Origin of the sequence: Pseudodesulfovibrio sediminis, assembly GCF_020886695.1 — a bacterium.
GTDB classification, from domain to species: domain Bacteria; phylum Desulfobacterota; class Desulfovibrionia; order Desulfovibrionales; family Desulfovibrionaceae; genus Pseudodesulfovibrio; species Pseudodesulfovibrio sediminis.
This window is the reverse complement of sequence record NZ_AP024485.1, coordinates 3,016,966-3,043,055: the sequence shown is the minus strand read 5'-3', so window position 1 is coordinate 3,043,055 and position 26,090 is coordinate 3,016,966. Positions and strand designations below refer to the sequence as shown.

Annotated in this window: 28 protein-coding genes; 6 read left to right on the top strand and 22 right to left on the bottom strand. The window is 55.3% G+C overall.

The annotated features are described in order from the left end of the window. Positions 1-177 precede the first annotated feature (177 nt). The 12 genes from SRBAKS_RS14440 to SRBAKS_RS14385 all read right to left on the bottom strand — a co-directional run bounded on the left by SRBAKS_RS14440 (position 178) and on the right by SRBAKS_RS14385 (position 11,503). Positions 178-1,524 (bottom strand): SPOR domain-containing protein, encoded by a 1,347-nt coding sequence (locus SRBAKS_RS14440; RefSeq protein ID WP_229591592.1) that lies wholly within the window; start codon positions 1,522-1,524, stop codon positions 178-180. 23 nt (positions 1,525-1,547) lie between these two features. After that, positions 1,548-2,504, bottom strand: a complete 957-nt coding sequence (locus SRBAKS_RS14435) for a type II secretion system F family protein (protein ID WP_229591591.1) — start codon at positions 2,502-2,504, stop codon at positions 1,548-1,550. A gap of 10 nt (positions 2,505-2,514) precedes the next feature. Next, the gene (locus SRBAKS_RS14430; protein WP_229591590.1) at positions 2,515-3,486 is read right to left on the bottom strand and encodes a type II secretion system F family protein; all 972 of its coding nucleotides are present in this window, start codon (positions 3,484-3,486) and stop codon (positions 2,515-2,517) included. A 3-nt stretch (positions 3,487-3,489) separates the two neighbouring features. Continuing rightward, positions 3,490-4,866: a TadA family conjugal transfer-associated ATPase gene (locus SRBAKS_RS14425; RefSeq protein WP_229591589.1), complete on the bottom strand. Its 1,377-nt coding sequence runs from the start codon at positions 4,864-4,866 to the stop codon at positions 3,490-3,492. Next, complete coding sequence (locus SRBAKS_RS14420; RefSeq protein ID WP_229591588.1) at positions 4,863-6,056, bottom strand: CpaE/TadZ family protein; 1,194 nt, start codon at positions 6,054-6,056, stop codon at positions 4,863-4,865. Before SRBAKS_RS14420 ends, SRBAKS_RS14425 begins: the two co-directional genes overlap by 4 nt. A gap of 17 nt (positions 6,057-6,073) precedes the next feature. Next, positions 6,074-6,235 carry a hypothetical protein gene (locus SRBAKS_RS14415; RefSeq protein ID WP_229591587.1) on the bottom strand — a complete coding sequence of 54 codons (162 nt, stop codon included), beginning with the start codon at positions 6,233-6,235 and terminating at the stop codon, positions 6,074-6,076. Beyond that, the gene (locus SRBAKS_RS14410) at positions 6,235-6,513 is read right to left on the bottom strand and encodes a hypothetical protein (protein ID WP_229591586.1); all 279 of its coding nucleotides are present in this window, start codon (positions 6,511-6,513) and stop codon (positions 6,235-6,237) included. Before SRBAKS_RS14410 ends, SRBAKS_RS14415 begins: the two co-directional genes overlap by 1 nt. A 16-nt stretch (positions 6,514-6,529) precedes the next feature. Beyond that, a complete protein-coding gene (locus SRBAKS_RS14405; RefSeq protein ID WP_229591585.1) occupies positions 6,530-7,945 on the bottom strand; it encodes a type II and III secretion system protein family protein in 1,416 nt (471 codons plus the stop codon). 11 nt (positions 7,946-7,956) lie between these two features. Then, positions 7,957-8,775 carry a Flp pilus assembly protein CpaB gene (gene cpaB, locus SRBAKS_RS14400; protein ID WP_229591584.1) on the bottom strand — a complete coding sequence of 273 codons (819 nt, stop codon included), beginning with the start codon at positions 8,773-8,775 and terminating at the stop codon, positions 7,957-7,959. 13 nt (positions 8,776-8,788) lie between these two features. Further along, positions 8,789-9,337 (bottom strand): A24 family peptidase, encoded by a 549-nt coding sequence (locus tag SRBAKS_RS14395; protein ID WP_229591583.1) that lies wholly within the window; start codon positions 9,335-9,337, stop codon positions 8,789-8,791. A 147-nt stretch (positions 9,338-9,484) separates the two neighbouring features. After that, positions 9,485-9,664 carry a Flp family type IVb pilin gene (locus SRBAKS_RS14390; RefSeq protein ID WP_229591582.1) on the bottom strand — a complete coding sequence of 60 codons (180 nt, stop codon included), beginning with the start codon at positions 9,662-9,664 and terminating at the stop codon, positions 9,485-9,487. 453 nt (positions 9,665-10,117) lie between these two features. After that, positions 10,118-11,503, bottom strand: coding sequence for a sigma-54-dependent transcriptional regulator (locus SRBAKS_RS14385; protein ID WP_229591581.1), 1,386 nt, complete (start codon positions 11,501-11,503; stop codon positions 10,118-10,120). A 267-nt stretch (positions 11,504-11,770) separates the two neighbouring features. Here SRBAKS_RS14385 and SRBAKS_RS14380 point away from each other — a divergent pair, with 267 nt between their 5' ends. From SRBAKS_RS14380 to SRBAKS_RS14360, 5 genes are all read left to right on the top strand, one after another. Then, positions 11,771-12,163 carry a TadE/TadG family type IV pilus assembly protein gene (locus tag SRBAKS_RS14380; RefSeq protein ID WP_229591580.1) on the top strand — a complete coding sequence of 131 codons (393 nt, stop codon included), beginning with the start codon at positions 11,771-11,773 and terminating at the stop codon, positions 12,161-12,163. Beyond that, the gene (locus SRBAKS_RS14375; RefSeq protein WP_347339432.1) at positions 12,063-13,397 is read left to right on the top strand and encodes a vWA domain-containing protein; all 1,335 of its coding nucleotides are present in this window, start codon (positions 12,063-12,065) and stop codon (positions 13,395-13,397) included. Before SRBAKS_RS14380 ends, SRBAKS_RS14375 begins: the two co-directional genes overlap by 101 nt. 12 nt (positions 13,398-13,409) lie before the next feature. Beyond that, positions 13,410-13,874 (top strand): TadE/TadG family type IV pilus assembly protein, encoded by a 465-nt coding sequence (locus SRBAKS_RS14370; protein WP_229591579.1) that lies wholly within the window; start codon positions 13,410-13,412, stop codon positions 13,872-13,874. Positions 13,875-14,087: 213 nt separating this feature from the next. Further along, positions 14,088-14,816: a tetratricopeptide repeat protein gene (locus SRBAKS_RS14365; protein WP_229591578.1), complete on the top strand. Its 729-nt coding sequence runs from the start codon at positions 14,088-14,090 to the stop codon at positions 14,814-14,816. Between the two features lie 103 nt (positions 14,817-14,919). Next, positions 14,920-15,084, top strand: coding sequence for a hypothetical protein (locus SRBAKS_RS14360; protein WP_229591577.1), 165 nt, complete (start codon positions 14,920-14,922; stop codon positions 15,082-15,084). 73 nt (positions 15,085-15,157) lie between these two features. Here SRBAKS_RS14360 and SRBAKS_RS14355 read toward each other — a convergent pair whose 3' ends face one another. From SRBAKS_RS14355 to ppnP, 10 genes are all read right to left on the bottom strand, one after another. Further along, positions 15,158-15,985: a carbohydrate ABC transporter permease gene (locus SRBAKS_RS14355; protein ID WP_229591576.1), complete on the bottom strand. Its 828-nt coding sequence runs from the start codon at positions 15,983-15,985 to the stop codon at positions 15,158-15,160. A gap of 2 nt (positions 15,986-15,987) precedes the next feature. After that, complete coding sequence (locus SRBAKS_RS14350) at positions 15,988-17,052, bottom strand: carbohydrate ABC transporter permease (protein WP_229591575.1); 1,065 nt, start codon at positions 17,050-17,052, stop codon at positions 15,988-15,990. 130 nt (positions 17,053-17,182) lie between these two features. Continuing rightward, positions 17,183-18,439: an ABC transporter substrate-binding protein gene (locus tag SRBAKS_RS14345; RefSeq protein WP_229591574.1), complete on the bottom strand. Its 1,257-nt coding sequence runs from the start codon at positions 18,437-18,439 to the stop codon at positions 17,183-17,185. 76 nt (positions 18,440-18,515) lie between these two features. Continuing rightward, positions 18,516-19,613, bottom strand: coding sequence for an ABC transporter ATP-binding protein (locus SRBAKS_RS14340; RefSeq protein ID WP_229591573.1), 1,098 nt, complete (start codon positions 19,611-19,613; stop codon positions 18,516-18,518). Between the two features lie 36 nt (positions 19,614-19,649). Further along, a complete protein-coding gene (locus SRBAKS_RS14335) occupies positions 19,650-20,705 on the bottom strand; it encodes an aldose epimerase family protein (protein ID WP_229591572.1) in 1,056 nt (351 codons plus the stop codon). Further along, entirely contained in the window at positions 20,702-22,018 is a 1,317-nt protein-coding gene (locus SRBAKS_RS14330; RefSeq protein ID WP_229591571.1) for a galactokinase, read from the bottom strand. The genes SRBAKS_RS14335 and SRBAKS_RS14330 overlap by 4 nt, the downstream gene beginning before the upstream one ends. Continuing rightward, positions 22,018-23,067, bottom strand: a complete 1,050-nt coding sequence (locus SRBAKS_RS14325; protein ID WP_229591570.1) for a UDP-glucose--hexose-1-phosphate uridylyltransferase — start codon at positions 23,065-23,067, stop codon at positions 22,018-22,020. The genes SRBAKS_RS14330 and SRBAKS_RS14325 overlap by 1 nt, the downstream gene beginning before the upstream one ends. A gap of 287 nt (positions 23,068-23,354) precedes the next feature. After that, a complete protein-coding gene (locus SRBAKS_RS14320) occupies positions 23,355-24,128 on the bottom strand; it encodes a substrate-binding periplasmic protein (protein WP_229591569.1) in 774 nt (257 codons plus the stop codon). A gap of 88 nt (positions 24,129-24,216) precedes the next feature. Next, positions 24,217-24,630 carry a hypothetical protein gene (locus tag SRBAKS_RS14315; RefSeq protein WP_229591568.1) on the bottom strand — a complete coding sequence of 138 codons (414 nt, stop codon included), beginning with the start codon at positions 24,628-24,630 and terminating at the stop codon, positions 24,217-24,219. A gap of 12 nt (positions 24,631-24,642) precedes the next feature. Further along, entirely contained in the window at positions 24,643-24,957 is a 315-nt protein-coding gene (gene ppnP / locus SRBAKS_RS14310; RefSeq protein WP_229591567.1) for a pyrimidine/purine nucleoside phosphorylase, read from the bottom strand. A gap of 114 nt (positions 24,958-25,071) precedes the next feature. On the opposite strand from ppnP, the gene SRBAKS_RS14305 reads away from it, so the two are divergent. Beyond that, positions 25,072-26,061, top strand: coding sequence for a Gfo/Idh/MocA family protein (locus SRBAKS_RS14305; protein WP_229591566.1), 990 nt, complete (start codon positions 25,072-25,074; stop codon positions 26,059-26,061). Positions 26,062-26,090: the final 29 nt, after the last annotated feature.

Sequence of the window (26,090 nt, the reverse complement as noted above, 5' to 3'; positions counted from 1 at the left end):
CCCAAGTGGGGAAGTATCCCCGGATAATGTTCTTTTCCTAGATGGAACATATTGAAATCTGCCGGAAAAGGGAAGATCGCGGTCCAAAAGAAACACCCCGGAACGAACGGGTATCATCCGCCCGCCCGGGGTACGCTTCATCTTTCTGTTCTTCTCTGTTCTCACAACGGATCTACCTTACATATAGGTCCCCTCAACCTTGGGGTTCACACGTTCAAACACAGGGGCCTGGCCAAGATTCAGGATGTCGAGCACGTCAGGACGTTCAGCCTTCGCTTCCTTGATTGTAGAGAACTTGCCTACCAACACGCGGTACCAGATGCCCTTTGTGCCCAGATCCACCTGATTGATCCAGGTGTCAAAGCCCTGCTTCCGCAAGACGGCGCAGTAATCAAAGGCATCTTTGTGGTCACGCAGGGAGCTGACATGCAGCCCGTAGGACTTTTCGGATATATTGGGAACCCCGGCACCCGGCACCACCAGCGCGACATTCTGCACTGTGGCGGAAGGGGAAGGCGAACCTGCGGACGCGGGAGATGCCGCAGGCTCGCCGGGGATCTGCTTCGTGTCGGGGAAAGACTTACGAAGCAGAGGGTTCGGGGTGGAACCACTCAATTCTTGGTCAGAGTTTGCCTGAAACCGAGCGGCCAAGCGGGCGCGCTTCAGGTTGTCAGCAGCCTTGACATAGTAACTGGGAGAAAGCTCAAGCGCCTTCTCGAAATACGGCACGGCCTTGGCAGGCTGATTGTCCGACAGGAGCACATAGCCCAGATTGTTGTTGGCCTTGGCTTCGCCACCGGCATACTTGAAGGACTCAAGCGCTTCATCAAGACGCCCCATGCGAGCCAGGGCCAGCCCCAGATTGTTGTACGTGCGGGCGGAAACGCCACCGGCCTTCAGGGCGCGGCGGAAACATTCCACTGCCTGCGCGTACTGCTTCTGGGCAAGGTGGACCACGCCCAGATTGTTGTTGATCTCGTCCGTACCATTACCCTGATGCAACTCCAGCGCGGTGGAGAAATGCTCTGATGCCAGCGCATACTTACCCTGACGATCAAAGAGAATGCCGAGGTAATTGTGGGCCTTCCACAACATGGGATTGAGCTTCACGGCCTTGGTCAGGTAGATCTCGGCTTCATCAAAGAGACCGGCACGGAAGTAGACACCGCCGATGGATTCATTGGCAATGGCGTGATCGGGATTGATCTGCAGGACCTTGTTGAATTCAGCCAGGGCCTGTTCATCCAGATGCTGGGAAATAAGCAGGTTGCCCCGCTTGACGCGGACGTCCAGATTCTTTTCGTCCTTCTCGATGGCCTTGTTGTAGTGCATGATGGCCATTTCTGGCTGACCGCGACGCATGTAGCCGTCGCCGACCTGCTCATGCTGGGCACTGGTGAAATCTATGGTGCTTCCGTTGCCATACGCCAGTTCATTAAAGGTCATATCATTGGACTTGGGCACACATCCGATCATTGCGAGTCCGACGATCAGAATCATGGTGGTGGTGATACGCGTATACATTTTCTTTCTCCTTGACTGAAACTTTACTTGTTCATGTGGGTGAACATGTCCATGGACATGATGATCGCCGGTCCGAGGATGGCCACGAACAATGACGGCAGAATGAACATCACAAGAGGAAGGAGCAGCAGCACCGGCATCTTGGCGGCCTTTTCCTCGGCCCGTTGCGAGCGCTTGGTGCGCATGGCGTCCGAGTAAATCCGCAGGGTTCGTCCGACGCTGATACCGAAAGCGTCGGCCTGGATGAGAAGTGAAGTGAGGCTGTTCAGGTCGTCGAGTCCCGCACGCTCTGCCAGCGATCTCAGGGCCTGCCCGCGAGCCTTGCCTGCCCGGAGTTCCAATGTCAGCAGCTTGAACTCGGAACTGATGACCGGGCCTGAAGTACGCATCTCGTGACAGACGCGATCCACGGCCTGATCAAGCCCCATCCCCGATTCCACACAGACCACGAGGAGGTCGAGGGCGTCAGGCAGCTCATCACTCAGCGCGAGCTTGCGCTGGTTGATCTTCTTGGACAGCCAGTATTCCGGGCCGTAGACGCCGAGAGTTGCCAGGAGCACCGTACCGAAACCGATGGCAGCCATGCCCATGTCCGGGAAAAAGAGGTACCGCAGAAGCAGGAACCCACCGCCCAGCAACAGGGCCAGGCCCCCCTTGACGCCCTGAAAAATCTTCAGGGAATCCGGCTTGCGCAGCCCGGCCTGGACCAGACGCATACGGTTCTTGTCAATTTCTTCTGATTCGGTAGGGCCGATCTTGGAGCCGATACGGCTGAAGATATCCACGGAGCTCTTGAGGGCTGTGGTCACCGGGGCCGTCAGCGCGGCGGACCGCTTGACCGTGGTGCCGGAGACCCGTTCCTTGAGGCGGGCGGATTCGCTTGCGCCACCGAAATATCCGATGAGACCGTAACCAGCCAGGAGTACGGAGATAAAGCCGATACCAGCCGCGATCAGGGGGATCATTTGTGCTTCGTTCATGACTGTACTCCTAGACCTTGATGGTGATGATCTTACGGATGACGATGATACCGAAGACGATGGAGATTCCCGCGCCCCACATCATGTTCTGCCCCAGTTCACGGGTCCACAACAGGCTGATGTAGTCCTTGTTGACCAAGTACAGAATACTGGCGAGCACGAACGGCAGGGCCACGAGAATGTAGGCGGAGACACGGCCCTCGGCAGAGAGGACACGGATCTTGCCGAACAGGGCGAACCGTTCGCGCACCAGCTCGGAAATCTTGGCGATGATCTCGGCCAGGTTACCGCCGGTCTCACGCTGAATGTTCACTGACACGGTAAAAAACTTGAGGTCGGCACATTCCACGCGCTCCTGCAGGTTTGCCAGAGCCTTGTCCACGTCCATGCCGTAGTTGATTTCATCAAGGGTCTTGCCGAACTCGGGGCCGATGGGAGTGTCGAATTCATCTGCCACCATGCGCATGCCGCCGCCAAAGGTGTGGCCGGCCTTGAGCGCACGAGCCATGAGATCCAGGGCTTCGGGCAGTTGTTGCTGGAAACGATCCATCCGCTTCCGCTTCATGCTGTTGAGACGCCAGATGGGGATGCCGCCGAGCAGAATGAACGCGGCCATGCTGACCCACAGACGACCGGAGAAGGAGCCCACGTAGAAACCGATGACGGCCAGCGTGGCGCAGACGAGCAAGTACACGCCCGCTGATCCCTTGGCATCTGCATGCTGGATGAGTCTTTCCAACTTGGCTGCCCATTGCATGTTTTCAAGCATCCGGTTGAACCAGGGGACTTCGCTCATGGCGTTCTCGCGCAGAACGAGATCAATGGTCTCGGCGTCAACGTCCGACATGGCCAGAGCCTGCAATCTGCTCTTGACGCGCTGGTCTGCCTTGTCCGAGCCGGACTGCATCAGCGATCCGATACCCATGACAAGCAGGAAAACGATGAACACGGCGATGACGGAGATGATGATGGTCAGGTTCATGACTTACTCCTTCCCCATGCCACGGGGAGCAGCATGAAACATCTCTGTGGGGAAGGTATGCCCCATGCGTTCCAGCTTTTCGGCAAACTTGGGACGGATGCCGCGAGCCGTGAAGTACCCTTCCACCTTGCCTTCCTTGCTGACGCCGGTCTGCTCGAATGCGAATATCTCCTGCATGGTAATCATCTCGCCTTCCATGCCGGTCACTTCCTGAATGGAGATGACCTTTCTGGAACCGTCCACCAGACGGGTGGCCTGGATGATGACGTCGATGGCCGAGGAAATGTACCGCTTCATGGAGATGGGCGAGAGGTTCAGCCCGGCCATGGAGATCATGGTTTCGAGACGCATCAGGGCATCGCGCGGGGTATTGGCGTGAATGGTGGTCAGGGAGCCGTCATGACCGGTGTTCATGGCCTGGAGCATGTCCAGGGCCTCGGAGGAACGGACCTCACCAACGATGATACGGTCGGGACGCATACGCAAACAGTTCTTGACCAGGTCGCGCATGGCGATCTCGCCCTTGCCTTCGATATTGGCAGGCCGGGTTTCCAGTCGGACCACATGCTCCTGCTTGAGCTGCAGCTCCGCGGCATCCTCGATGGTGACGATACGTTCGTCTTCGGGGACATTACGGGACAGGCAGTTCAACAAGGTGGTCTTACCGGAACCGGTACCGCCGGAGATGAGCACGTTGAGCTGCGTCTTGACGATGCCGTCCATGAGTTCGGCCATCTGCGGTGTCAGGGAGTTGAACCCGATGAGGTCGGCGACCTCCAGCGGGTCCTTGGAAAACTTACGAATGGAGAGCGACGGACCGTCAATGGCCAGCGGCGGAATAACCGCGTTGACACGGGAGCCGTCCAGCAGACGAGCGTCACACAAAGGCTGAGATTCATCAATGCGACGACCGACCAACGACACGATCCGGTCAATGATCTTACGCAGATGATTATCGTCCTTGAAACGGGCCGTTGTCAGTTCCAGCTTGCCGGAACGTTCCACATAGACCTGCTTGTGGCCGTTGACCAGAATATCGTTGACTGTGGGATCCTTAATGAATGGTTCCAGAGGTCCCAGCCCGATGACTTCGTCCTGAATCTCGGAGAGCATGCGCTTGCGTTCAGCCAGGTTGAGCGGAGCATTCTGGAATTCTTCCCACAGCAGCCCTTCGGCCACCTTGGAAATCTCCCTGCGCATGTCCTCTTCCTTCAGGCTGTCCAGCAATGACAGGTCAATCATGTCGATCAGACGATCATGAATGCTGGTCTTGATCTCGAAGTAATGATTCTCCGCCTGGACCTTGGTGGCCTGCGCCTTGTCCACGGTCACAGGACCGCGCTTGGCACTGCTTCTATTCAGTCGTTGTGCGAGGTTCATAAGGTTGCTCCGGCGAGGTTATCGTTCTTGTCGCTCGACTTGGTCTTCTTCCTGAAAAGAGAACCGAACGGCAGGGAGAGACCCTTGCGGGTCTTCTTGGGCCTCGGGGCCAGAGACTTGGCAATGGAGTGTATGGCCTTGGAGACCGGAGACTTGGGGTAGGCAATCACCAGCGGTGTTCCCTGATTGATGGCTGCCAGCGTGGCGTCGCCATCTTCGGGGATGATCCACTGGATCTTCCGTTCCAGGACCTCGGCGGCTTCGGACACGCCGATGGTGGAATTCTTTGTCACGCGATTGGCGACGAGATGCAGCCGTCTTTCCGCGTCCGGGTCATAGCTGCGGATGGTTTCCACCAGCTTGGATGTCCGGGCCAGACACGGCAGGGAGAGCTGCAGCGTCATGATGATGGCATTGGCCTGCTCCACTTCCTTGGGGATGCTGTCGCCCTGAGGAGAGGAGGTATCCACGATAACATGGTCATAAAGACGGCGAAGCTGCTCGAGAATGAGCAAAAGGGAGTGTTCATCGGGCCGATCGGTTCCGCTGGGACCGGGCAGCACGTGCAGACCGGACTCATGCTGGGCCATGACGCTTGTCAGATAGGTGGAGTCGAGACGAGTGATGTCCTCGGTCAGATTGCCCCAGGTGTATTCATACTTGAGGTCCAGGAAATACGGCACTTCACCGGCGGGACGGCGCATGTCCAGCAGCACGGTCCTTCCGGGAGCCTGTGCGTTGAGGCAACAGGCCAGATTCACTGCCAGCGTGGTGGTGCCGAGGCCGGACTTGCCGCCGACCAGAGTGAAGATCTTGCCCTTCTCGCCCTGATCCTCGGTCAGGCTGCCCCGCATTGCGGTCCGCATCAGGGCGGCGCGAAAATCGTTTTCTTCTATGGGATACTGGAGGAATTCACGGATGCCGCTGCGCATGGCCCGAATCAACACTTCGGGGTTGGCCACATTACCGGCCAGGTACACGTCTTCGGCTGCACCGGATTCCAGGGCATGAATGATATGCGGCAGATCGTCATCGACCTGATCGCCCGGTTCGTAGATGAGGACGCCCATCTCACTGGCGTCATCGTCCACAAGGCGGACCATGTGGTTCGCGGCGATCATCTGTTCGATGCGCTTGTTCTGTTCCTTGTCGCTGAGTGCCAGCGTGATCGGAATGATTCTAGTATTCATGGTTCCCCCTTTATCCCCTAAAAAAGCGACGTTCCCTGTATGGTGGTGGCGACCTGTCCGCCGTCTTCCCCGGACGACCACAGACCTTCAAACAGTGTAAAATCAAGTACCAGGACGATCAGCATTACGAGCACGAGCACAAGCTCCGGCCAGAATTCGAATCGTCGCAGGTTGATCATCACTTGCCCTCCACCACTCCGAATGTGGACGTGGACTCACGTTCCTTCCTGTCCTTGGGACCCGACTGATAATTCTCCGCAGCGGCAGCGGCATATCTGCCGTCGATTCCCACTACCGGAGCATCTGATCCGGCTTCCGGGTTGGCTGTCTGACTGGCAATGGCCATGCGGACAGAACTGCCGAACTCGGGTGTGGAAGGCGTGCCTTCGTACAGGGAGCCGCATCCCGACAGGAGCAATGCTCCGATGATAACGAGTGATATTCTGATATTCTTCATGACGTTCTCCTTGTGCTTATTGCGGCCAGGAATGACCGACTTCGCCGTCAAAACCCGATTCGGGACGAACCACGGCACCGCCCTGAGGCTCACCGTATCCGGCGCTGGAACCGACAGGAGTCGTGGACTCTCCCTGACCATCCATGAGACCGAACAGATAGAACTCCCTGTCCGAAGGTTCCTTGAAACCGTCAGTGGGCAGAGTCTGGTGGGCCATATCCACGGGCTTGGCCAGATGAGCGGTCACCATGACCACCAGCTCGGTCTTGTTGGAGGCGTATTCCTTGGAGCTGAACAGGGTTCCGAGCATGGGGATTTCACCCAGACCGGGAATCTTCTGTGCATTTTCCTTGAGCGTGTCGCTGATCAATCCGGCGATGACAAAGGTCTGGCCGTCGCCCAGCTCGACCACGGTATTGGCGCGGCGGGTGGAGATGGTCGGAATTTCGTAACCGGACACGTTCACGGACTTGGAATAGTCGAGCTCGGAAACCTCGGGATTGACCTGGAGGTTGATACGGCCGGAGCTCATGACCGTGGCCGTGAACTTCAAACCGATGCCGAACGGCTTGTAGTCGATATAAACATTGCCGAGCGTACCGGGCATGGGCACGGGCACTTCACCACCGACCAGGAAGTCGGCCGCTTCACCGGACACGCAGGTCAGGTTCGGTTCGGCCAGCATGCGGACCAGACCGTTGGCCTTGAGCGCGTCGATCATGCCGTAAATCTGCGTGTTGCCGGAGGAGTACGTCCCGGTGAAGTTGATGTTCTCGGTCAGGTTGAAGACGCCGTCATCAAACTTCGTCAGGTTGTTAATGATATTATAGATGGTGAAATTGGAGCCGATAGCCGCAAAGTTGATGCCGAGCCGCTTGGTCACGGAACGGGACATCTCGGCCACTCGAACTTCCAGCATGACCTGTTGGATGCCGTCCACGGACAGCAGGTTGACCACCTTGCCCGGAGCCGCGGATTCGGCCAGCGCAAGAACAGAGGTCAGGTTGGTCGTATTGGACACGTAGCCGGACAGGGTTACGGAATCACCGGATGAGAGGACATTGACGTTCTTCTCGTCAGGCATGATCTGATGGATCATGCGCTTGAGATGGGTCATGTCCGGGACCACGGTGATATCGTATACGCCGGCCACTTCACCTTCGGCCCACAGGGTCATGGTGGTGGAACCAAGCGCGTTGCCGGTCAGGTAGATCTGCCACGGAGACAGGACAACCATGGAGACATGACTCTCGGACGCCAGGGAGACCCGGCTGACCTTGAAATCGGTGCTTATCACCGTGGACTTGCCGATGACCAGCGAGAGCATCTCGGGAGTCTTGTCAACAGCCTTGGCCTGCACCTGAACGGCTGCCAGCAGAACCAGGCAGCAGACCAGCGCGGTCAGGATATGATGTGTAAAATGAGTACGCATGTCCATTCCCCCTAGAACTTGACCGAGTGACGGGCGGTTCCGGTAATTACTTCGACCTGCTCGGCAGGCTTTCTCTTGACGTGGACGACATTGGACATGGGCCTGAGCGCAGCCAGGGTCTTGGGGATGGTGGAGCCGGTGGTCAGGATGTTCTCTTCATCCTGCTCGTTGCGCAGTGCGAAATGGAGGGTTCCCTGTGTGGCGGCCAGTGCCAGACGCTCGCTCTGAGGCGGGGTCAGTTCCAGGGTGTACACGTCGACCGAGGCGGTCTTGCCTTCTTCATTGGGCGGGGTGAGCTGCGTGCCGGTAGCGATGACCTTGACCCGCTCCAGTACGAGCTTGGTCACGGGATCGTCATCCTTGCCAACGGTCAGCGTGACGATGACGTCGACCCTGTCGCCGGGACGGACGAAACCGGACAGCCCCATAACCTCATTACCCTTGACCGCCATGGCCCGCTTGCCGGGCTCGATCAATGCGCTGACGCCACCGCCGATGACGGATTCATCAGCCAGCTTCATGGCGGTCACGGCTTCATTGACTCCGACGGCCTGGTTGAGCACGCGCCCTTCAAGGTCTTCCAACTTGGCAAACGCGCCAGTAGGACGGGAGTCGGCAGTAAATTCTCGGACTTCAACCATATCGGAGGTCAGCTTGATACCACGAGTCATGTCCGCCTTGGCCACGACCACGGGAACCGTCTTGGCAACCTGAGCCACAGGGGCCTTGGTGGAAACGCCGCTGGTCCACTTGAAAATCAGGACACCGGCGACCACGGCCAGGATCAGGGACAGGGTGATTTGGATGAGGGCTCTCTTGGACTTACTCATGTCATGCCTCCTTCTAGTAACCGGTATGGATGGAACCGGTCATCCACGCATGCAGCGCCATGGAAGTGACTGTACCGACGGCGATTGCTACGCCGTAACACAATCTCGGCAGGGTCTTTTCCGTTGCGATGGGGGCGAAATTGAACTTGTGGGTTGCCACCAGGACAGAAAATGTATTGCCGATATTGCGGAGTACGGCGACGAGCAGCTGCCAGTTCATGGCCAGAACAGCCAGGCCGTAGATGCCGCCTGCGATGCAGGTAAACAGGAAAGCGGTCAGGGTTGCGTTCAGGCCGAGCCATGCGCCTATGGCGCCCATGAGCTTGACATCTCCGGCGCCCATGACCCCGAAGAAATACGGGATGGCCATGACGATAAATCCGAAGGCGTACCCGACTGCGGAGAAGTAGAGACCGTCCCAGCCGCCAAACACGGTATGTGTGGCAAGCCCGGACAGCATGAGCGGAAATGTAAGCCAATTCGGAATACGCTGGCTCTTGATATCTGTGATGGTAGCAGTGACGAGTGCGACTGCGAGTACGCTCGTGACGATAAGATTCATGGTTCCCCCGATGGTGCCAGGGCTGCCCTCGTTGTCTCCACTTTCCCTTGAAGACAAAATCGGGGCTGACGGGACCGTCCCGCAAGCCCCGATTCGGCTGCTCTGGCTGCTTCCGTTAAACGGTTAGCTCTATACTTTGTTTTTCGACTACGGAGTGGTCGTAGCTGCCAGCATCTGGGCAGTGATGTAGTCGAAGGTTGCGACAACCTGGTCACCCAGGGCAGAAGTAGCTGCGACGATACCGGCTGCGATCAGGGCTGCGATCAGACCGTATTCAATAGCGGTTGCGCCTTCTTCATCCAGGATCAGATTGATAAGCTTTGTCATTGTGTTTCTCCTCGGTTTTTTGCGTTAAAAATTGAAATTTGTTTTTGGTGTTGTTCACCAGCCTCGCACTCCATAAAGCAACCCGTGTGCCAGACTAAAACAGAATTCCAAAAATTAATTTCTAAATGTTTGGAATAATTGACTATAAAAAATTTCAAACTAACAAAACCCATTGACAACACGGATAGTGATAGCCAGTAATCCACAAATAATAGATTCAATTTCTACCTAAAAGCTCTGAATTATATTTTTTTACCGTTATATTTCAGCTAGTTCCATGCATCCACAAATTATGGAGTTTCGCCCGTTTCCCCACTATTGAAGGAGGATTTCGCGAAAATACGGCGTGTTTTAAACAAAACAGCGCCTATCTTGAGGGCAAAAAACCACAAAAGATAGACGCTATCAGCCCGTTCTCAGCAAACGGAGGTGGAAAAGGGGACGAGAGGAAGACTAATTCTTAAATAATACCGGATCGATACTGTGTTTTTTGAGCTTGTTCCACAGATTCTTCGCAGAGATGCCCAGGGAGCTTGCAGCCTCTGTCTGGGTACCGGAACAGGCGCGCAGTGCATTCTGAATGAGCGCCTTTTCATACTCCATAAGGGCCTGCTTCAGCGACAGCCCTTCACCTGTGGGCATATGCATCCCTGTATCTACCACGGGCTGGGCATTGGAAAAGGCCTGATCCACTTCTGCCGGAGTGATCATGGTGGAGGTGCAGAAGATGGCTGCCCGCTCCACGGCATTGGCAAACTGCCGGACATTACCCGGCCAGCTATAGTTGAAGAATATCTCCATGGCGTCGGAAGAGAACCCCGCAATATCAGTTCCCAACCGTCTGTTGGCACGCTCAAGAAAGAACTCGGCCAACTGCGGCAGGTCGGATATGCGTTCCCGAAGCGGCGGCAAAATCAAGGTGGCCACATTCAGTCTATAATATAGATCGCTACGGAACTTGCCCTCTTCAACCCGCTGTTCCAATTCCTGGTTGGTGGCCGCGATGATACGCACATCGTATTGAATGGGCTTGGCTCCGCCCACGCGCTCGGCAGCCTTCTGCTCCACTGCACGCAGCAACTTCGGCTGCAGGTGAATGGGCATATCGCCGATTTCATCCAGCATGACCGAGCCGCCTTTGGCCAGCTCGAACTTGCCCTGCTTCATGGTGGTGGCACCGGTAAAGGCGCCTTTTTCATGACCGAACAGCTCGGATTCAATGAGATTCTCAGGAATTGCGGCACAATTGATCTTGATAAACGGTCCCTTGGCGCGGCTGGACAGGGCGTGAATGGTATCGGAGACCAGTTCCTTACCCGTTCCGGTTTCTCCCATGACCAGAACGTCCGTATTGAGACCGGCCACACGGGCGATCCGCTCCTTCACGGCTATCATGGGAGCAGATTGCCCGATGATAGTGTTCAACGGGCTGGAACCGCCCTGCCGCTTCAGTTCGGACAGCTCTACCTGGAGCCGCCGCTTTTCCAAAGCTCGGCGGACCACCACTTCCATTTCACTCAGGGAAAACGGCTTGGAGAAGTAATCGTAGGCCCCGCGCTGCATAGCGACCACACCGGAATCCTTGGAGGAATATCCTGTCATGACAATCACATCCACGCCGGGGGCAGCCTCTGCGAGATGAGGAAGCGCATCCAGGCCGGACATGCCTGGCAGCTTGATATCATGCACTATGAGATCAAATTTGCCAGATCCGGCCTTCTTGATTCCCTCTTCGGCCGTGGAGGCGGTATCAACATCGTACCCCTTGTCAGTCAATGCCTCGACCAACATCCCCTGAAAAGCGCGATCATCATCGACCACAAGAATTCGCTCTGTCATTCAACTGCCCCTCATTAGTATAAGTCCCTCTCGCGCTTTCAGTATACATGAATAGACTGCAGCTATCCACAAAAAATAGACCACGAGACCAATACTAAGCCATACGATCAAACTTTGTGGTTGGTCACAATTTTTTTTATTCTTTTATCTTAAGCGAGTAAACACCATTATACCAACCTGTCGCCACCACTAGGCATGCCTATTGCTGTTATTACACCGCATGCAGATACACATCCGCAGCTTACCGAACAACAAGGAGTGAGGGGAATGATAAACAAGAACGAAAAGCGCAGGGGATTGGCAGCTGTCGAATTCGCATTGCTCATGCCGATCATGCTTCTGCTCATCATGCTCCTGGCCGAAGGCGCCACAGCGATGCACACCTATTCCTCACTGGTGGAAGCCAGCCGGGAAGGTGCCCGCCATGTGATCATGGAGGGAGACTCCGCCAATGTCGAAGCGCTCATCGCCGCACTGATCAACGATCTCGACACCCAGGACATCACCACCAATGTGGTCACAGACCCTGTTGCCAACACCGTTACCGTAGAGGTTTCCTATGACTATCAACCGTTCGGAAGCAATGATGGCGCCGGCATACTCGGAGGCGAAAATGACTCGATCCAGTTGGTCGCACAGACCACAATGCCCCTCCCCTAAGCAGTCCCGCCGAGGTTCAACAAGCGCGATCGTGGCAATGCTCCTCCCTATCCTCATAGGGATAGCGGGTATCGCCGTGGATATGGGCAACATGTACATGACCCATACGCGCCTCCAGGCCGCAGTGGATGCCGGGGCTCTGGCCGGAAGCCTGGAGCTTCCATATGACCCGGATCTGTCCAAAGGCATCGTGCAGCAGGCTGTAGAGGATATGGTCGCCGCCAACATGGACTCCGCTGTCGTCGAATCCGTCACCGCCGGAACCGAAGTCCGGAGCGTCATCGTCAAAGGGACGGCCGAGGTCAACATGATCCTCATGTCCGTCCTCGGCCTGGCGGACTCAGCTGTTGAAGCAGAGGCTTCCGCCGGATTCAACAAGCTCGAAGTCGTTTTTGTCGTGGACAACTCCGGCTCAATGAAGGGAACCCCCATCACCATGGTCAAAGAGGCTTCCATAGCGCTCACCGATCTGCTTATTCCCGACGGCACCACGCCAGACACCAAGGTCGGCATGGTCGCCTTCAGGGGCAAGGTGCGTCTCGGAGAAGGTGTTGAAGGGTTTGAAGCTGGCTGCCACAACGCCGACGGAAGCCTCAACGAAGGGATTCATGAAGACTTCATGGACGACTACTGGGCACTTTCCGATTATCAGAGAAGATATATAACCTTGGACACCTGCTCCGACCTGCCCGAAACCCTCCCGCTCAGTCAGGACAAAGGCCAGATAATCAACTCCATCAACACGCAGACCGCCACAGGCGCATGGTCGGGAACAGTCATTCCCGAAGGCATCAAGTGGGCTCGCCACATACTGACTCCCGAAGCCCCGTATACTCAGGGTGGAGACAAGGATGACTACCGCAAAATCATGATCGTACTGACTGATGGCGACACGGAAGATGGAGAATGCGGCGGAAGTTACCGGGCCTCATATCGCCCTAACAACTATTGGACCAACGCCTACTTCGGCATGGGCGTCGACACGGCACACTGCGAAGATGGCGGCGTACTCAATGCCGATATGATTACTGAAGCCCAAACAGCCAAGGATGAAGGGATCGAAATATTCGCAATCCGCTTCGGCAACTCGGACAACACGGACATCAACCTCATGAAGGCGATCGCCTCCAGCAAGGAAGGGACCGACGATCACTATTTCGATGCGCCGTCCGTGTACGACATTCCAGAAATATTCAAGCAGATAGGCAAGCAACTCGGCTGGCGCCTGCTGTAGGGAGGCATGACAATGCATATACGTTCAAAAAACTCCCGCCGGGGACTGGCTGCCGTCGAGACAGCCCTGATCCTGCCCATCCTGTTCATGGTGACCATGGCCATAGTGGAAGGCGGAAACGGCTTCTACGCATGGCTGACCGTACAAAAATCCGCCCAGATCGGAGCACACTTCGCCGTCACCGGGCGCGGTGAGGATGAAGGCACACGCCTCTCGCAGATCATCACGGCCACTGAAGCCGGAGCCCGCTCTCTGGAACAGGACAAACTGGTCGTCACCGTCCGCTCCTGGCCCGACCTGACTGCCGCAGGTGACGGCATTGAAAACGACCCGGGCGCTCCCTGCCAGATGGTGGAAGTCGCCGTGGTTTACAACTATGAGCCATTCACCCCCTTGATCAGCCCACTCCTGCCAGACTCCATTCCTCTGCGTGGGTACGATCGAAAGGTGAACGAACCGTGGAAGCCTTGTGACTAATCCACACCGCTTCCCACCCTCCAAAAAAAGCCCCGCATGGGGCTTTTTTTGGAGAGGACGGCAAACACCGTCCCAAGTCTACCATCATGCGCCTATATATAGTATGTGAATAAACATGAAGAATTATTGATTTTCAAAAGTCAGTAAGATATATTTACACATAAATTAAATATATCCATCTGTGTTTGTGCGGATGATAAGGAGACATGGAAGGTGAACGACTTCCCCGAAATACTCGGTGTATATTCACTTCAGGTTGAAGCTGAGGTTGGAACTGGCACGACAGCCAACGCCCGAGAGACCATCACCTACTGGTATGCACGCCATCTCGCAGACAACATATTCGAGATACAACCGCTCAATGCGCACCATGTTCCATCCGGCATTCGCAGCACGCTCAACGAGATGGACTTTCTCAAACAGTACACCCCCGAACCGAGCTATTATCGCCTGCACACCGTTCCGGCAATGGAAACGCTGATCCGCAAGATAGACATGGGGCAAAAAGCCTTTTCCGAAGGCAAACTCGACGAAGCAGAAGCCCAGTTCATCAAGGCGCTGATGATTGATGACAAGAACATCGAAGCCAACTACGGCTTGGGCGAAGTCTACTCCGAGAGAAAAGAATTCGACAAGCTGAAAAAAGTGCTCAACACCCTGCTCGGCCTGGACGAAGCCTTCAAACAGGAACATCGCCAAAAGTTCAATCACTTCGGCATCTCATTGCGCAAGAACGGACACTATGACGAGTCCATCCGCTACTATGAAAAATCGCTTGAAATAGAGAAATCAGATGAGAACGTCTATTTCAACCTGGCCCGTGTCTTTTTTGAAAAGGGACAGAATGACATGTGTATACAACGTCTGGAAGATGCCTTGAAAATCAATCCCGCATTCGTAGAAGCGCAGAAATTCCTCAAGTATTGTCAAAAGCACGCCTGACGGTCACCTTCCGGTGCATCCAGGTGTAGCGCGCCCTCTTGCCAAACCCGACACGGTGCTTATATTTGAATGAGTATTCATTTAAAAAACGAGGCCGGGCTGCATGACCCGAAACCTCAAAGCATACACTGTGGAGGACGCTATGCCCAACATGGATTATCCCGGACCGTGTCTCTCCTGCATCGACCACACCTGTGGCTTGTGGGATGAGAACCTCTCTGAGAGGAAGGACGAAAAGAAGCGCGATAACAAGGATGAAAAGAAGTAACCCCACTTTACACGTCATAAAAAAAGCCCGGACGCATTGTCCGGGCTTTTTTTATGACGTGTAAATGAAGTGATTACTCTTTCACAGACCCTGCGAGCAGGCCCCGGATGAAATAGCGGCCGAGGAAGATATAGATGCACAGAACAGGGACAGCCGCCATGATGGACCCGGCCATGGGCAGGTTCCACGAGACCGCCTGACCGCCAGCCAGGTTGGCCAATCCAACGGTAATGGGATTGTCCGCATGCCGGGTCAGGCAGATGCCCCAGAGGAACTCGTTCCATATCTGGGTAAACTGCCACAGGCTGGTGACCACGAATCCGGGAATGGACAGCGGAAACACGATGCGCAGATAAATGGAGAAGAAACCTGCTCCGTCCAGCCGACCGGACTCGATAAGCGCGGTGGGAATCTGCGAATAAAAGTTTCTGAAGATGAGCGACGTGATGGGCAGGCCATACACGATGTGCGCCAGGATCAGGCCCGGCAGTCCGCCATACAGGTTCATGGCCCGCAATGTCTGGAACAGAGGAATCAGAATGACCTGATACGGGATGAACATGCCGAACAGGAACAGGGTGAATATGATATCCGAGCCCTTGAACTTCCACTTTGAAAAGACATAGCCGTTGATCGAACCGAGCATCGTGGAGCCTATGGTGGCGCAGATGGTCAGGATGATCGAGTTCACGAAGTTGGGCTTGAGCAGCGTGATGGCCTCGGAAAAGCTCGCCCAGTTGATGACGGACGGGAACTCCCATGATGTGGGCAGATCAATGTCCACCGGCATCTTGAGCGCGGTCACGGTTGCCATGTAGGCGGGCATAAGGAAAAGAAGCGCCAGAACGATCAACGTCCCGTAGAGCAGAATGGTGCCCGGAGTTATTTTTCTGTTTTCCATGATTACCGCCTCCCTCTCTGCCGGTATTGGCCGATCAGGTACGGCACAATGAACATGGCCGCGATCAGGAAAAGCACGATGGCGATGGCCGCGCCCTTGGAAAATTCATTTCCCCGAAACGTGGTCAGATACATGTTCAGGGCCGGATGGCCGGTCTCGGCGTTGTCCGGGCCGGTCATGGCAAAGACAAGGTCGAACATCTTGAGTGAAATATGAGACAGAATGATGACCGCTGAGATGGTGATGGGCTTGAGCATTGGGATGGCCACAAACCTGTAGTACCCCACCTGGGAAGCGCCATCGAGCATGGCCGCGTCACGAAGGTCCTGGGAAATACCGTTGAACCCGGCCAGGTACAGGGCCATTGTATACCCAGCGTACTGCCAGACCGTAGCCATGATGATACCCAGCGTGGCCATGTTAAAGCCGTGATCCTCTTCCATGAACAGGGCATCGGGCAGCACGTCGCCAAAGAGCCAGACCGCTACGCCGAGCACTATGCCGGGGACAAGCCACCGTTTCATGGCGCGATTGACGTCTTTCCTGAGCACGAACACCCCGACCATGATCAGCACAAAGGACGCGATGTAGACCATGATCCGAAGGATATCCTGCCAGTTGAAGACCAGAATGGCAGACTGACTGGAGAGCCATTCAAATGTCAGGGGTTTCATCCCCAAATATGTCGGCAGGACATTGACCCCGCCCTGTGGAGCGAGCAGCCAGCGCCAGATGGTACCGGTGACGATGAAGGAAAGCGACATGGGGTAGAGAAAGATCGTCCGAAAGACATCTTCGCCCTTGGGCTTCTGGTCGAGCAGGATGGCGATGAACATGCCCAGACCGATGGCGCCCACCAGCAACATGACGGAATAGTAGACCGCATTGACCAGATCCTGACGGAAATTCCCGCCCAGAAATCCGGTGAACAGTTCGACATAATTCTCCAGACCAACAAAATTCTTCTGGGGTTCCAGAGCCAGTGCGCCAGTTCCGCCCCAATCGGTCATGGAGGTCCAGATGGTCTCGCCGATGAAGCCATACACGAAAATCCCAATCAGGATCATGGACGGCAACAGCGCCAAGAAGGCTTTGACTCTATCTAACGAAGCTTCCCGCATAGTTCTCAACTCAAGAGGTTAAAGGGGAGCGTGCGCCGGGAGCGACAAGCCCCGGCGCACACATGCCCTGAATTAACTAGATGCCGGCCTTCTTGGCGAGCTGTGCGCATGCCTTGGCGGCTGCGGTGGGGTTCTTGGACTTCAAGAACATTTCCATAACGGAAGCAAAACCACCCATGAAGGTCTCATTGGCGGCAACGCCATGAGCCAGGGAACCAACCACATGGTCCTTGCCGAAATCAGAGGCAGCGGACTGGAGGTAGGCATTGTACTTGCTCAGATCGGAGTCAATACGAGCGGAGATGGAACCCTTGATCGGGTTGAAGGTGTCAGAACCTTCCTTGGAACCAAGCACCTTGAGCCAGGCAATGGCGTTATCGCGATGCTTCACGCCCTTGGGCAGGCAAAAGGAGTCGGCCAGGAACATGAACTGTCCGGCGGTACCGGGAGATGCGGCCCAACCGTAGCCTTCGCCAGGCACGAGCTTCTTGGTCACGGTCATGTAACCGGCTGCCCAGTCACCCATGATGTTGAAAGCGGCCTTGCCGTTGATAACCATATCGGTAGCCTGCTGCCAGGACAGGGAGGAGGCGTCGGTGTTGGTGTAGGAAAGCACCTTGCCGAAGAGTTCCCATGCCTTGACGACTTCAGGAGAATCAAAGGCGAGCTTGCCGGACCACAGAGCGTCCCACTTGTCTCCGCCCATGGAAGCCAGCGCAACGGATTCCCACAGGTGGTTGGCAGTCCAGTTCTGAGCCAGTGCCAGAGGCACGACGCCTTCGGCCTTCAGCTTGTCGGCAGCAACGAAGAATTCGTCCCAGTTCTGTGGGACATTCACGCCCCACTTCTGCAGGTTGGCAGGGACATACCACATGACGTTGGAGCGGTGGATGTTGACAGGCACGGACCAGATACCCTTGTCAGTACCGATCAGCTTGATCAGTCCTTCGGGGAACACTTCCATCCAGCCCATTTCCTTGAACAGGGGGGTCAGGTCTTCCATGCGGTCAGACTTGACCCAGGTACCGATAAGTTCCTGACCGGCGTGCACCTGGAAGGAATCCGGCGGCTCACCACCGAGCATGCGGGTCTTCAGAACGGCCTTGGCATTGACGCCGGAGCCACCAGTGACGGTCGCGTTGATGACATTCACACCGGGGTTCTGTTTTTTATAAATTTCGACCAGAGCTGCCAGTGCCGGGCCTTCGTCACCTGCCCACCAGGAAAAGATCTCCAGATCCCCTTTCAAATCCGCAGCCTGCACAGACTGCGGAGCAGCCAGCACCAGCGCGGCAACAAGAACAACAAGAATTTTCGCAAAGCTCATTTTCATGATACCTCCTAAGGTTTGCAAACAGACCACACATAATCAATTAACTACAATAACAGCTACTTCCGTAGCTGATGAATCAATAAACAGCGTTGGTAGACTCTGGGTCGAACAGGACCATGCGATCAAACTCGAAGCCAATGGGAACCACCTCGCCCGGGTGAGCGACAATGCGCCCTTCAACCTCGGCGAGGAGTTCATTCTGGCCGTCCACCACGATCTCCAGATGGGAATGCCCACCCAGAATTTCCGAGACCACCACTTCTCCCTGACAAAGCCAATCCTTGGGCAGTTTCTCGACATGTTCCCCCATCTTGATGGCGTCGGGCCGGAGACCGACCAGGACCGATGCGCCGTCAGCCAGCGACTCGGCTCTGCCGTCAACAACAGGGAAGGAGGACGGGCCGACCTGCACGCTTCGTTTGCCGTCAGCCACCTTGAACGTGCCCTCAAGAATATTCATGGGAGGGTTGCCGATGAACTGGGCCACGAACACGTTGTCAGGCCGTTCAAAAACATCGATGGGCGTGCCAACCTGCTGAATATACCCGTCTTTCAGGATGACGATACGATCAGCCAGGGTCATGGCCTCGATCTGATCGTGCGTGACATAAATAGTGGTGGTGGCCAAACGCAAATGCATCTTGCGCAGCTCCATGCGCATCTGGGTGCGGAGCTGTGCGTCCAGATTGGACAACGGCTCGTCAAACAGAAACACATCGGGATTGCGGACCATGGCGCGTCCCATGGCCACACGTTGACGCTGACCGCCGGAGAGTTCTGATGGTTTGCGATCCAGGTATGGTTCCAACTCGAGAATAGTCGCGGCGTCATTCACCTTTGAGGCGATTTCATCCTTGGTCTGGCCGCGCATTTTCAAGGAGAAGCCCATGTTGTCCCGCACGGACATGTGTGGGTACAGGGCGTAGTTCTGAAAGACCATGGCCACGTTGCGGTCCTTGGGCGACACCTGATTGACCATCCTGTCACCGATGAAGACCTCACCGCCACTGATAGCCTCAAGTCCCGCGACCATCCTCAATACCGTGGATTTGCCGCAGCCGGACGGCCCGACAAGTACAATAAATTCATTGTCCTCGATATTGAGATCGATACCGTGAACAACCTCCACGTCACCATACTTCTTGACGACTTTCTTTAACTGTACATTTGCCATATACGTCCATCTCTCTCTTTTTCAATTTCGACTATGCTATTTCACCGGAAATTTGTACAGCGTAGTCTGAGAATATGCCACGCCTGGATCCAACTGAATCGAAGGGAATCCCGGCTGATTAGGCGCATCCACATATCCGTGTGCCTCCAGGCAAAAACCGGAATGAGGACCATACACCATACCGTGCTTATCCGACAATGCTTCATGAAGATGATTTCCGGAATAAAAATGAATTCCTGGTGCGGTCGTCCAGACTTCCATCTCGCGTCGTGACTCCGGCTCCAGCACCTGTGCCGCGAACTTGAGACCTAGGGTCGTGTCCGCGAGTACGTGGTAATGGTCATAACCTGCACCATTGGTGAGTGCCGCACAGGGGGCCTTAATCCGCTTGCCTATTGGCGTCAACTCCCTGAAATCCAGGGGAGTTCCAAAGCTTCTCACCACCGCGCCGGTGGGCACGAGGTCTGCATCCGTTTCCAGATACTGACCGGATGCCAGGCGCAGGCAATGATCCAGACAGTCCGCTCCAGGGCGGCCAGCCAGATTGAAATAACTATGATTGGTCATGGAAACCATGGTGGGGGCGTCCGTGATAGCCCCGAAATCAAGGTGCAGGCTGTCACCTACCAAGGTGAAATCGACCGCAACCCGGAGTGTACCGGGAAACCCCTGCTCCCCGTCCGGGCTGACCCGGGTCAATGTGATCTGTGGACCGGCGTCCGTCTCATTGGCTTCCGCCTCCCAGACCCGGGAGTTGAAGCCTCGACTGCCCCCGTGCAATTGATGCTTCCCATGATTTCGATCCAAGACATGCCTGGTCCCATTCAACGTAAACCGGGCCTGTGCGATTCGGTTGGCCACACGCCCGACCAAAACCCCCATACAGGACTGATCCGCACAATACCCGGCAAGGGAGTCATACCCGAGCGTGACATTCACCCGATTTCCGGCACCGTCAGGTACCAGCAGGCGCGTAATCGCGCCACCGTATGTGGCAATGGACACTTCCAGTCCATGGTCATTGGTCAGGGTATACAGCTCTACAGGCGTCCCATCAGGGAGTGCTCCCCACTGCGTACTTGTGATGGTCATTGCTGGCCTGGATATCGAGCGCTGTCTGCATACAGCCGAAGACGTTCATGCCCGGGCTTGCGGATCCGCAACGGCAGGACCGATCGCCTGCCAAAGACGTTTTCCATGTAGGCCATGTAGGCACCCACTCTGGATTTGGGAACATACGCCTGAATGGTCCCGGCAAACCCGCCGCCCTGCATGCGCCAGGCCCCTTCGCCTTCCAGAAATCGTTCCGTCAACGTGAGGGCCACAGGGATGCCCTGCTCTAGAAACCGTTTAGTGCTGACGCAGTTTTGCAGCAGCCGCCATGACGAATCACCGGACTGTTTGACCAGATGTAGGAAAAACCGCATGTCCCCGGCTTTCAGCGCAGCAGCCTGCCGTTCCGCCCGCTTATTTTCTTCAACAAAATGGATCAACCTGAGCAAGGCGCGATCACCGGCTTCTCGCCGGATCTCCGGTGCGGCATCCATGACCTGTTCCAGCGTCAACCCACGCGCCTTCTCCCGCCCAAGCACTTGCGCGGCCTGCCCCATTTCCACGGTGATGGCCGCGTACTCCGATGTCAGGTCCGCATGGCTGCCGCCGGTATCCACCACCATGAGCTGATAGTCGGTCTCTGCAAAGTCAAAATCGACCTCTTTTACTTGCGGGCGTTCCGGGGTTTCAAAATCAATGGACAGAATCCCTTGTGCCGCGCAGGCGATCTGGTCCATGAACCCGCACGGTTTGCCAAAATACGTGTTTTCAGCCTCACGCCCGACTTCCGCCAGTTCGAGCGGTGTCCGTGCGCCGTCATTGAAAAGCTGATTGAGAATCTGTCCCACACAAACTTCAAAGGCAGCCGAGGAGCTCAACCCCGCCCCCATGGGCACATCTCCAGCCACACAGGCATCAAAACCGCCAATGGGCCACCCTCTGGATTGGAACCCGGCGAGTACGCCGCGCACCAATGCCGTTGAGGTTCCTTCTTCGCCGGACTTCATGTCCAGTTCAGCCAGATCAACTTCTATTTCCGCACTGAACCCTTCCGAGCGCAAATGAACGAGGGAGGAATCTGTGGGGGTCGCCACAGCAAGGCAGTCAAAATGAATACCCGCAGCGAGCACCACGCCGTTATTGTGATCCGTATGGTTACCGCCAAGCTCGGTGCGCCCTGGAGTCGACACCACGACACAGCGGGGGTCGTTTCCATATTTCTCCATTCGCAACAACAGGTTATTATACCGCTGCAATTGAAACTGGAGTGCGGATTCACCATACATTTCAATCAAAGTCGCATTGAGTTTTCCCGCGCCAAGAGCGCGTAACAAGACTCCGGTGGATTCCATTATTCGGCCTCCATGTAATGCGTTTCCAGCTGTTCACGGATACGCGCAGCCGCCCCTTCAGCTGTCAGATCGCGTTGCGGCATGGCCATCATTTCAAAGCCGACCATGAACTTCTTGACTGATTTGGAACGAAGAAGCGGCGGATAATAATGAAGGTGGAAATGCCAGTGGAGATGATCACCGCCATCCGTGGGAACCTGATGAATTCCCATGGAGTAGGGGAAAGACGTCTGAAAAAGATTGTCGTAACGGATATTCAGCCGGACCATGGCGTCGGCGAGGTCATCCCGCTGAGCCGGGCTCATTGCAAGGATGGACCCCATATGCTCCTTGGGCAGAATCATGGTCTCGAAAGGCCAGGTCGCCCAGAACGGTACCAGCACCACAAAGGAATCGTTTTCAAAGATGATCCGATCACCTTTGGCAAGCTCTGTTTCCAGATACCGACAGAGCAGACATCCATCGTGCTCCTTCATGTATGCATCCTGCCGCAGGTCCTCGGCGGCCGGGAACATGGGGACGTTCCGCGTGGCCCAGATCTGACCGTGGGGATGGGGATTCGAGCAGCCCATGACCGCCCCCCGGTTTTCAAAGATCTGCACATGACCGATGGTGTCACGATTGCCCAATTCCTCGAATTCCTCACACCACAGATCAACCACCTTTCTGGCCTGACCGACGCCCAGACGCGCCATGGTCAGATCATGACGGGGTGAATAGCATATCACCCGGCAGACACCGGTCTCCGGCTCGGCCACAAGCAAATCATCCGCGCTGGATGTCTCAAAATCGCCCACGGGCATATCTGGCAACAATGACGCAAAATCATTAGTAAAGACGAATGTATACGCATATTCCGGGTTCACAGCCCCACCTGCCCGCTCATTGCCGGGACAGAGATAACATTCAGGGTCGTGCGTTGGCAGAGTCGCCATGTCAGGCTTCTCCTGCTGCCCCTGCCAGGGCCGCTTGGTGCGATGAGGGGAGACCAACACCCACTCACCGGTGAGCTGATTCAACCGCCTATGTGGACTCTCTTCAAAATTCATTGAATGCCTTCTGCGCTAGAGTATTCAAAAAAATCATAATCCCACGCATGGGACCACGATAGTATCCTGCCATGAATTTCTCGGCAAATGATTTCATCAAGTATATGCTCTCCTCAAAAGGCTGTCCCCTTAATCACACCCGGAACAGTTGAACATCCATACCAATAATTCATGTAAACACGCCTGCATGGGATTCCTGTCAGGCACTGAATTGTATGCCTCGGACAGGATGAATCTGGAAAGCAGGTCGAACACGATGAAATAAAAAGGAGTTGCATGCAGCCCGGCTACCAGCCTGGTTCCAAACGATAGAAGGTATCCAGAATGTCGTAATATCTTCCGGACTCGCGCAATTGGCGAAGCCCTTCATTGAAGCGTTCCATCAACTCATTGGCATTGTCCAATCGTTTTGAAATAAGCAGATGGTTCGTTTCCTCGAATATCGATTTCAAATGAAATGTAAGCAGGCGTGCTTCGTATTGTTCAAACTCGTTGCGCAGGATATGCAACCCAACCTCTCGATTACAGGCGTACACATGCACCCGACCGGCAAGCAGCTTCTTCAAACCGGACCGATAGGTCTGGGCAACGTCAATCTCCCCTTTCCCCCGGGCAACAATCTCCTTCAATGAAAACTCGTCCTCACTTCCGAGGGTCACAGCAATGCGCAGATTCCTGAGATCTTCCAGGGTATTCCAGTCAAAGGGGAAATCCTTGCGGTGGAAAAAGACGCGGGATGACGAAAAAAGCGGATAACTGAACAAGAAGGTCTCTTCCCGTTCCGGAGTCCACAGCCAGCCAGCACTCCCCTGATACGGTTTCTGACTCGCTTCTACCAAAGCCCTTTTCCACGGAAGAAACTGAAACTGCACATCTATACCGACCAAGGCAAAGCTTTCGGCAACAATCTGATTGGCGATGCCGCCATGTAACATGGAGGCAGAATAATACGGGGGCCATTCGCCGGTGGTCAGCAGAATGGACTCGGCCCGACCCGGTGACCACAAACACACCGTGAAGAGCAAACACAGCCCACACAGAACGCTTAGTCGCTGAATCATACGGACTCCCCCGGGCCACCCTCTCAGACGAAGAGAGGGTACGCCGCCTGTCGCTGACCAAGAGGCCATTGGCTCGTTGCCTCCAGCCCTATTCGGCAGGCACTTGTGACAGGACCTGACCAACAGTGGCTGCGGCCATGATGGAAAAACAGAGCCTGGCTTCGGTGTCACCGAAATGGACATCCAGATAAACCATCTCGCCATGCTGGAAACTCTCACCGGCCGCTCCTGTCAGAAGCGGCAGTTCCGTGGTCTCTGAAAGATCAAAATCAAGCGGGATCATGCCTTCCTTTTCCGGTCCGATGTCAGCCTGACTCATATTGGACAACGCACCAGCCACAACCGCACAGGCGTCAACCGCCACAGGCAGATAGAGCTGACCGAACTGAAGAAGACAGACAGCGTGGTCCTCAAGGAGCATGGCCTGAGGCTGTTCTGTCAACTCCTGCAGGAGGTACGGACCTTTGGTTCCGAATTCTATTCTCTGACCATCATCACTCATGGCACGCTCCCTTTAATCGAGGTAAGAACAGCAGTAATCGACAACGGCTGAAACTTTCAGTTGAAATTTAGAGTTGGCCGGTACATCGAAAGAATCGCCGCCCTTGATCGTCTGCCACGCATCGGAGCCGGGGAGTTTCACTGTCAGATCACCGGCCAGAATCTCCATGAGTTCAGCCTTTTCCGTGCCGAATTCATAGTCGCCTGGCAGCATAATACCAAGCGTTTTGGTACTGCCGTCGGCAAAAGAGACCACGCGGCTGGTAACCTTGCCGTCATAGTAGATGTTGGCCGCTTTCGTGACCGTGACATTATTGAATGTAGACATGAGTATCTCCGGGAATTACAAGGTTGCGGGTGTGTGCATATCCCACTTGCGCGGGACACAAATAAATATATACTGACAGGCACCAACCACCGTCAACCTTTCAAGGGAAAACTCATGAAAAAAGTACGTTTCGGCATACTCTCCACCGCCAAAATAGGTCGCCAGAAAGTCATCCCGGCCTTGCAAAAAGGCAATCATACCGAAGTCGTCGCCATCGCGTCCCGTTCAAAGGAAAGCGCGCAGGCCGTAGCTGACGAACTTTCCATCCCCAAAGTATATGACAGCTACGAAAAGCTGTTGTCTGATAAATCCATCGACGCCGTCTATATCCCCCTGCCCAACCACCTGCATGTGGAGTGGACCATCAAGGCCATGAACAAGGACAAGCACGTCTTGTGCGAAAAGCCCATGGGGCTGACCGGTGACGAGGTCAACAAGGTCATCAACGCCACGGTTATGGCCCCGGATGTCAAAGTCATGGAAGGCTTCATGTACCGGCACCACCCCCAGTGGATCGAAGCCAAACGGCTGGTGGACGCTGGCGAGATCGGCGAATTGACCACCATTCAGTCATTCTTTTCCTATTGCAATACTGACCCCGGAAACATTCGCAACAAACCTGAAATGGGCGGAGGCGCTCTTATGGATATCGGCTGCTACCCGATCTCCCTGTCCCGATTCATCTTTGGCGCACAACCGGGAAAAGTGCTCGGTTCCATGGACAAGGCCCCGGAGTTCGGCACTGACCGGACATTTACCGGATTGATGGATTTCGGCGGCAGGATCTCAAGCTTCACCTGCTCAACGCAGACAGCACCCTATCAACGGGTGAACATCGTAGGGTCTACCGGTCGCATTGAGATCATGATCCCGTTCAATGCCCCGCCGGACCAGCCGTGCGAGATCATCCTTCAGCAGGACAAGGAGTCCCGCTCCATCACGTTTGATAGTTGCGACCAATATACATTGCAGGGAGACGCCTTTGCCAAGGCCATTCTCGATGATACACCACCGCCGACAACGATCATGGACGCCTTCGAAAACATGCACACTCTTGATGCGTTGGTCGCCAGTGCCGAATCCGGAAGCTGGAAGGGCTGCTAAGGTCTACAGGCGTCCACCACGCCCGCTGA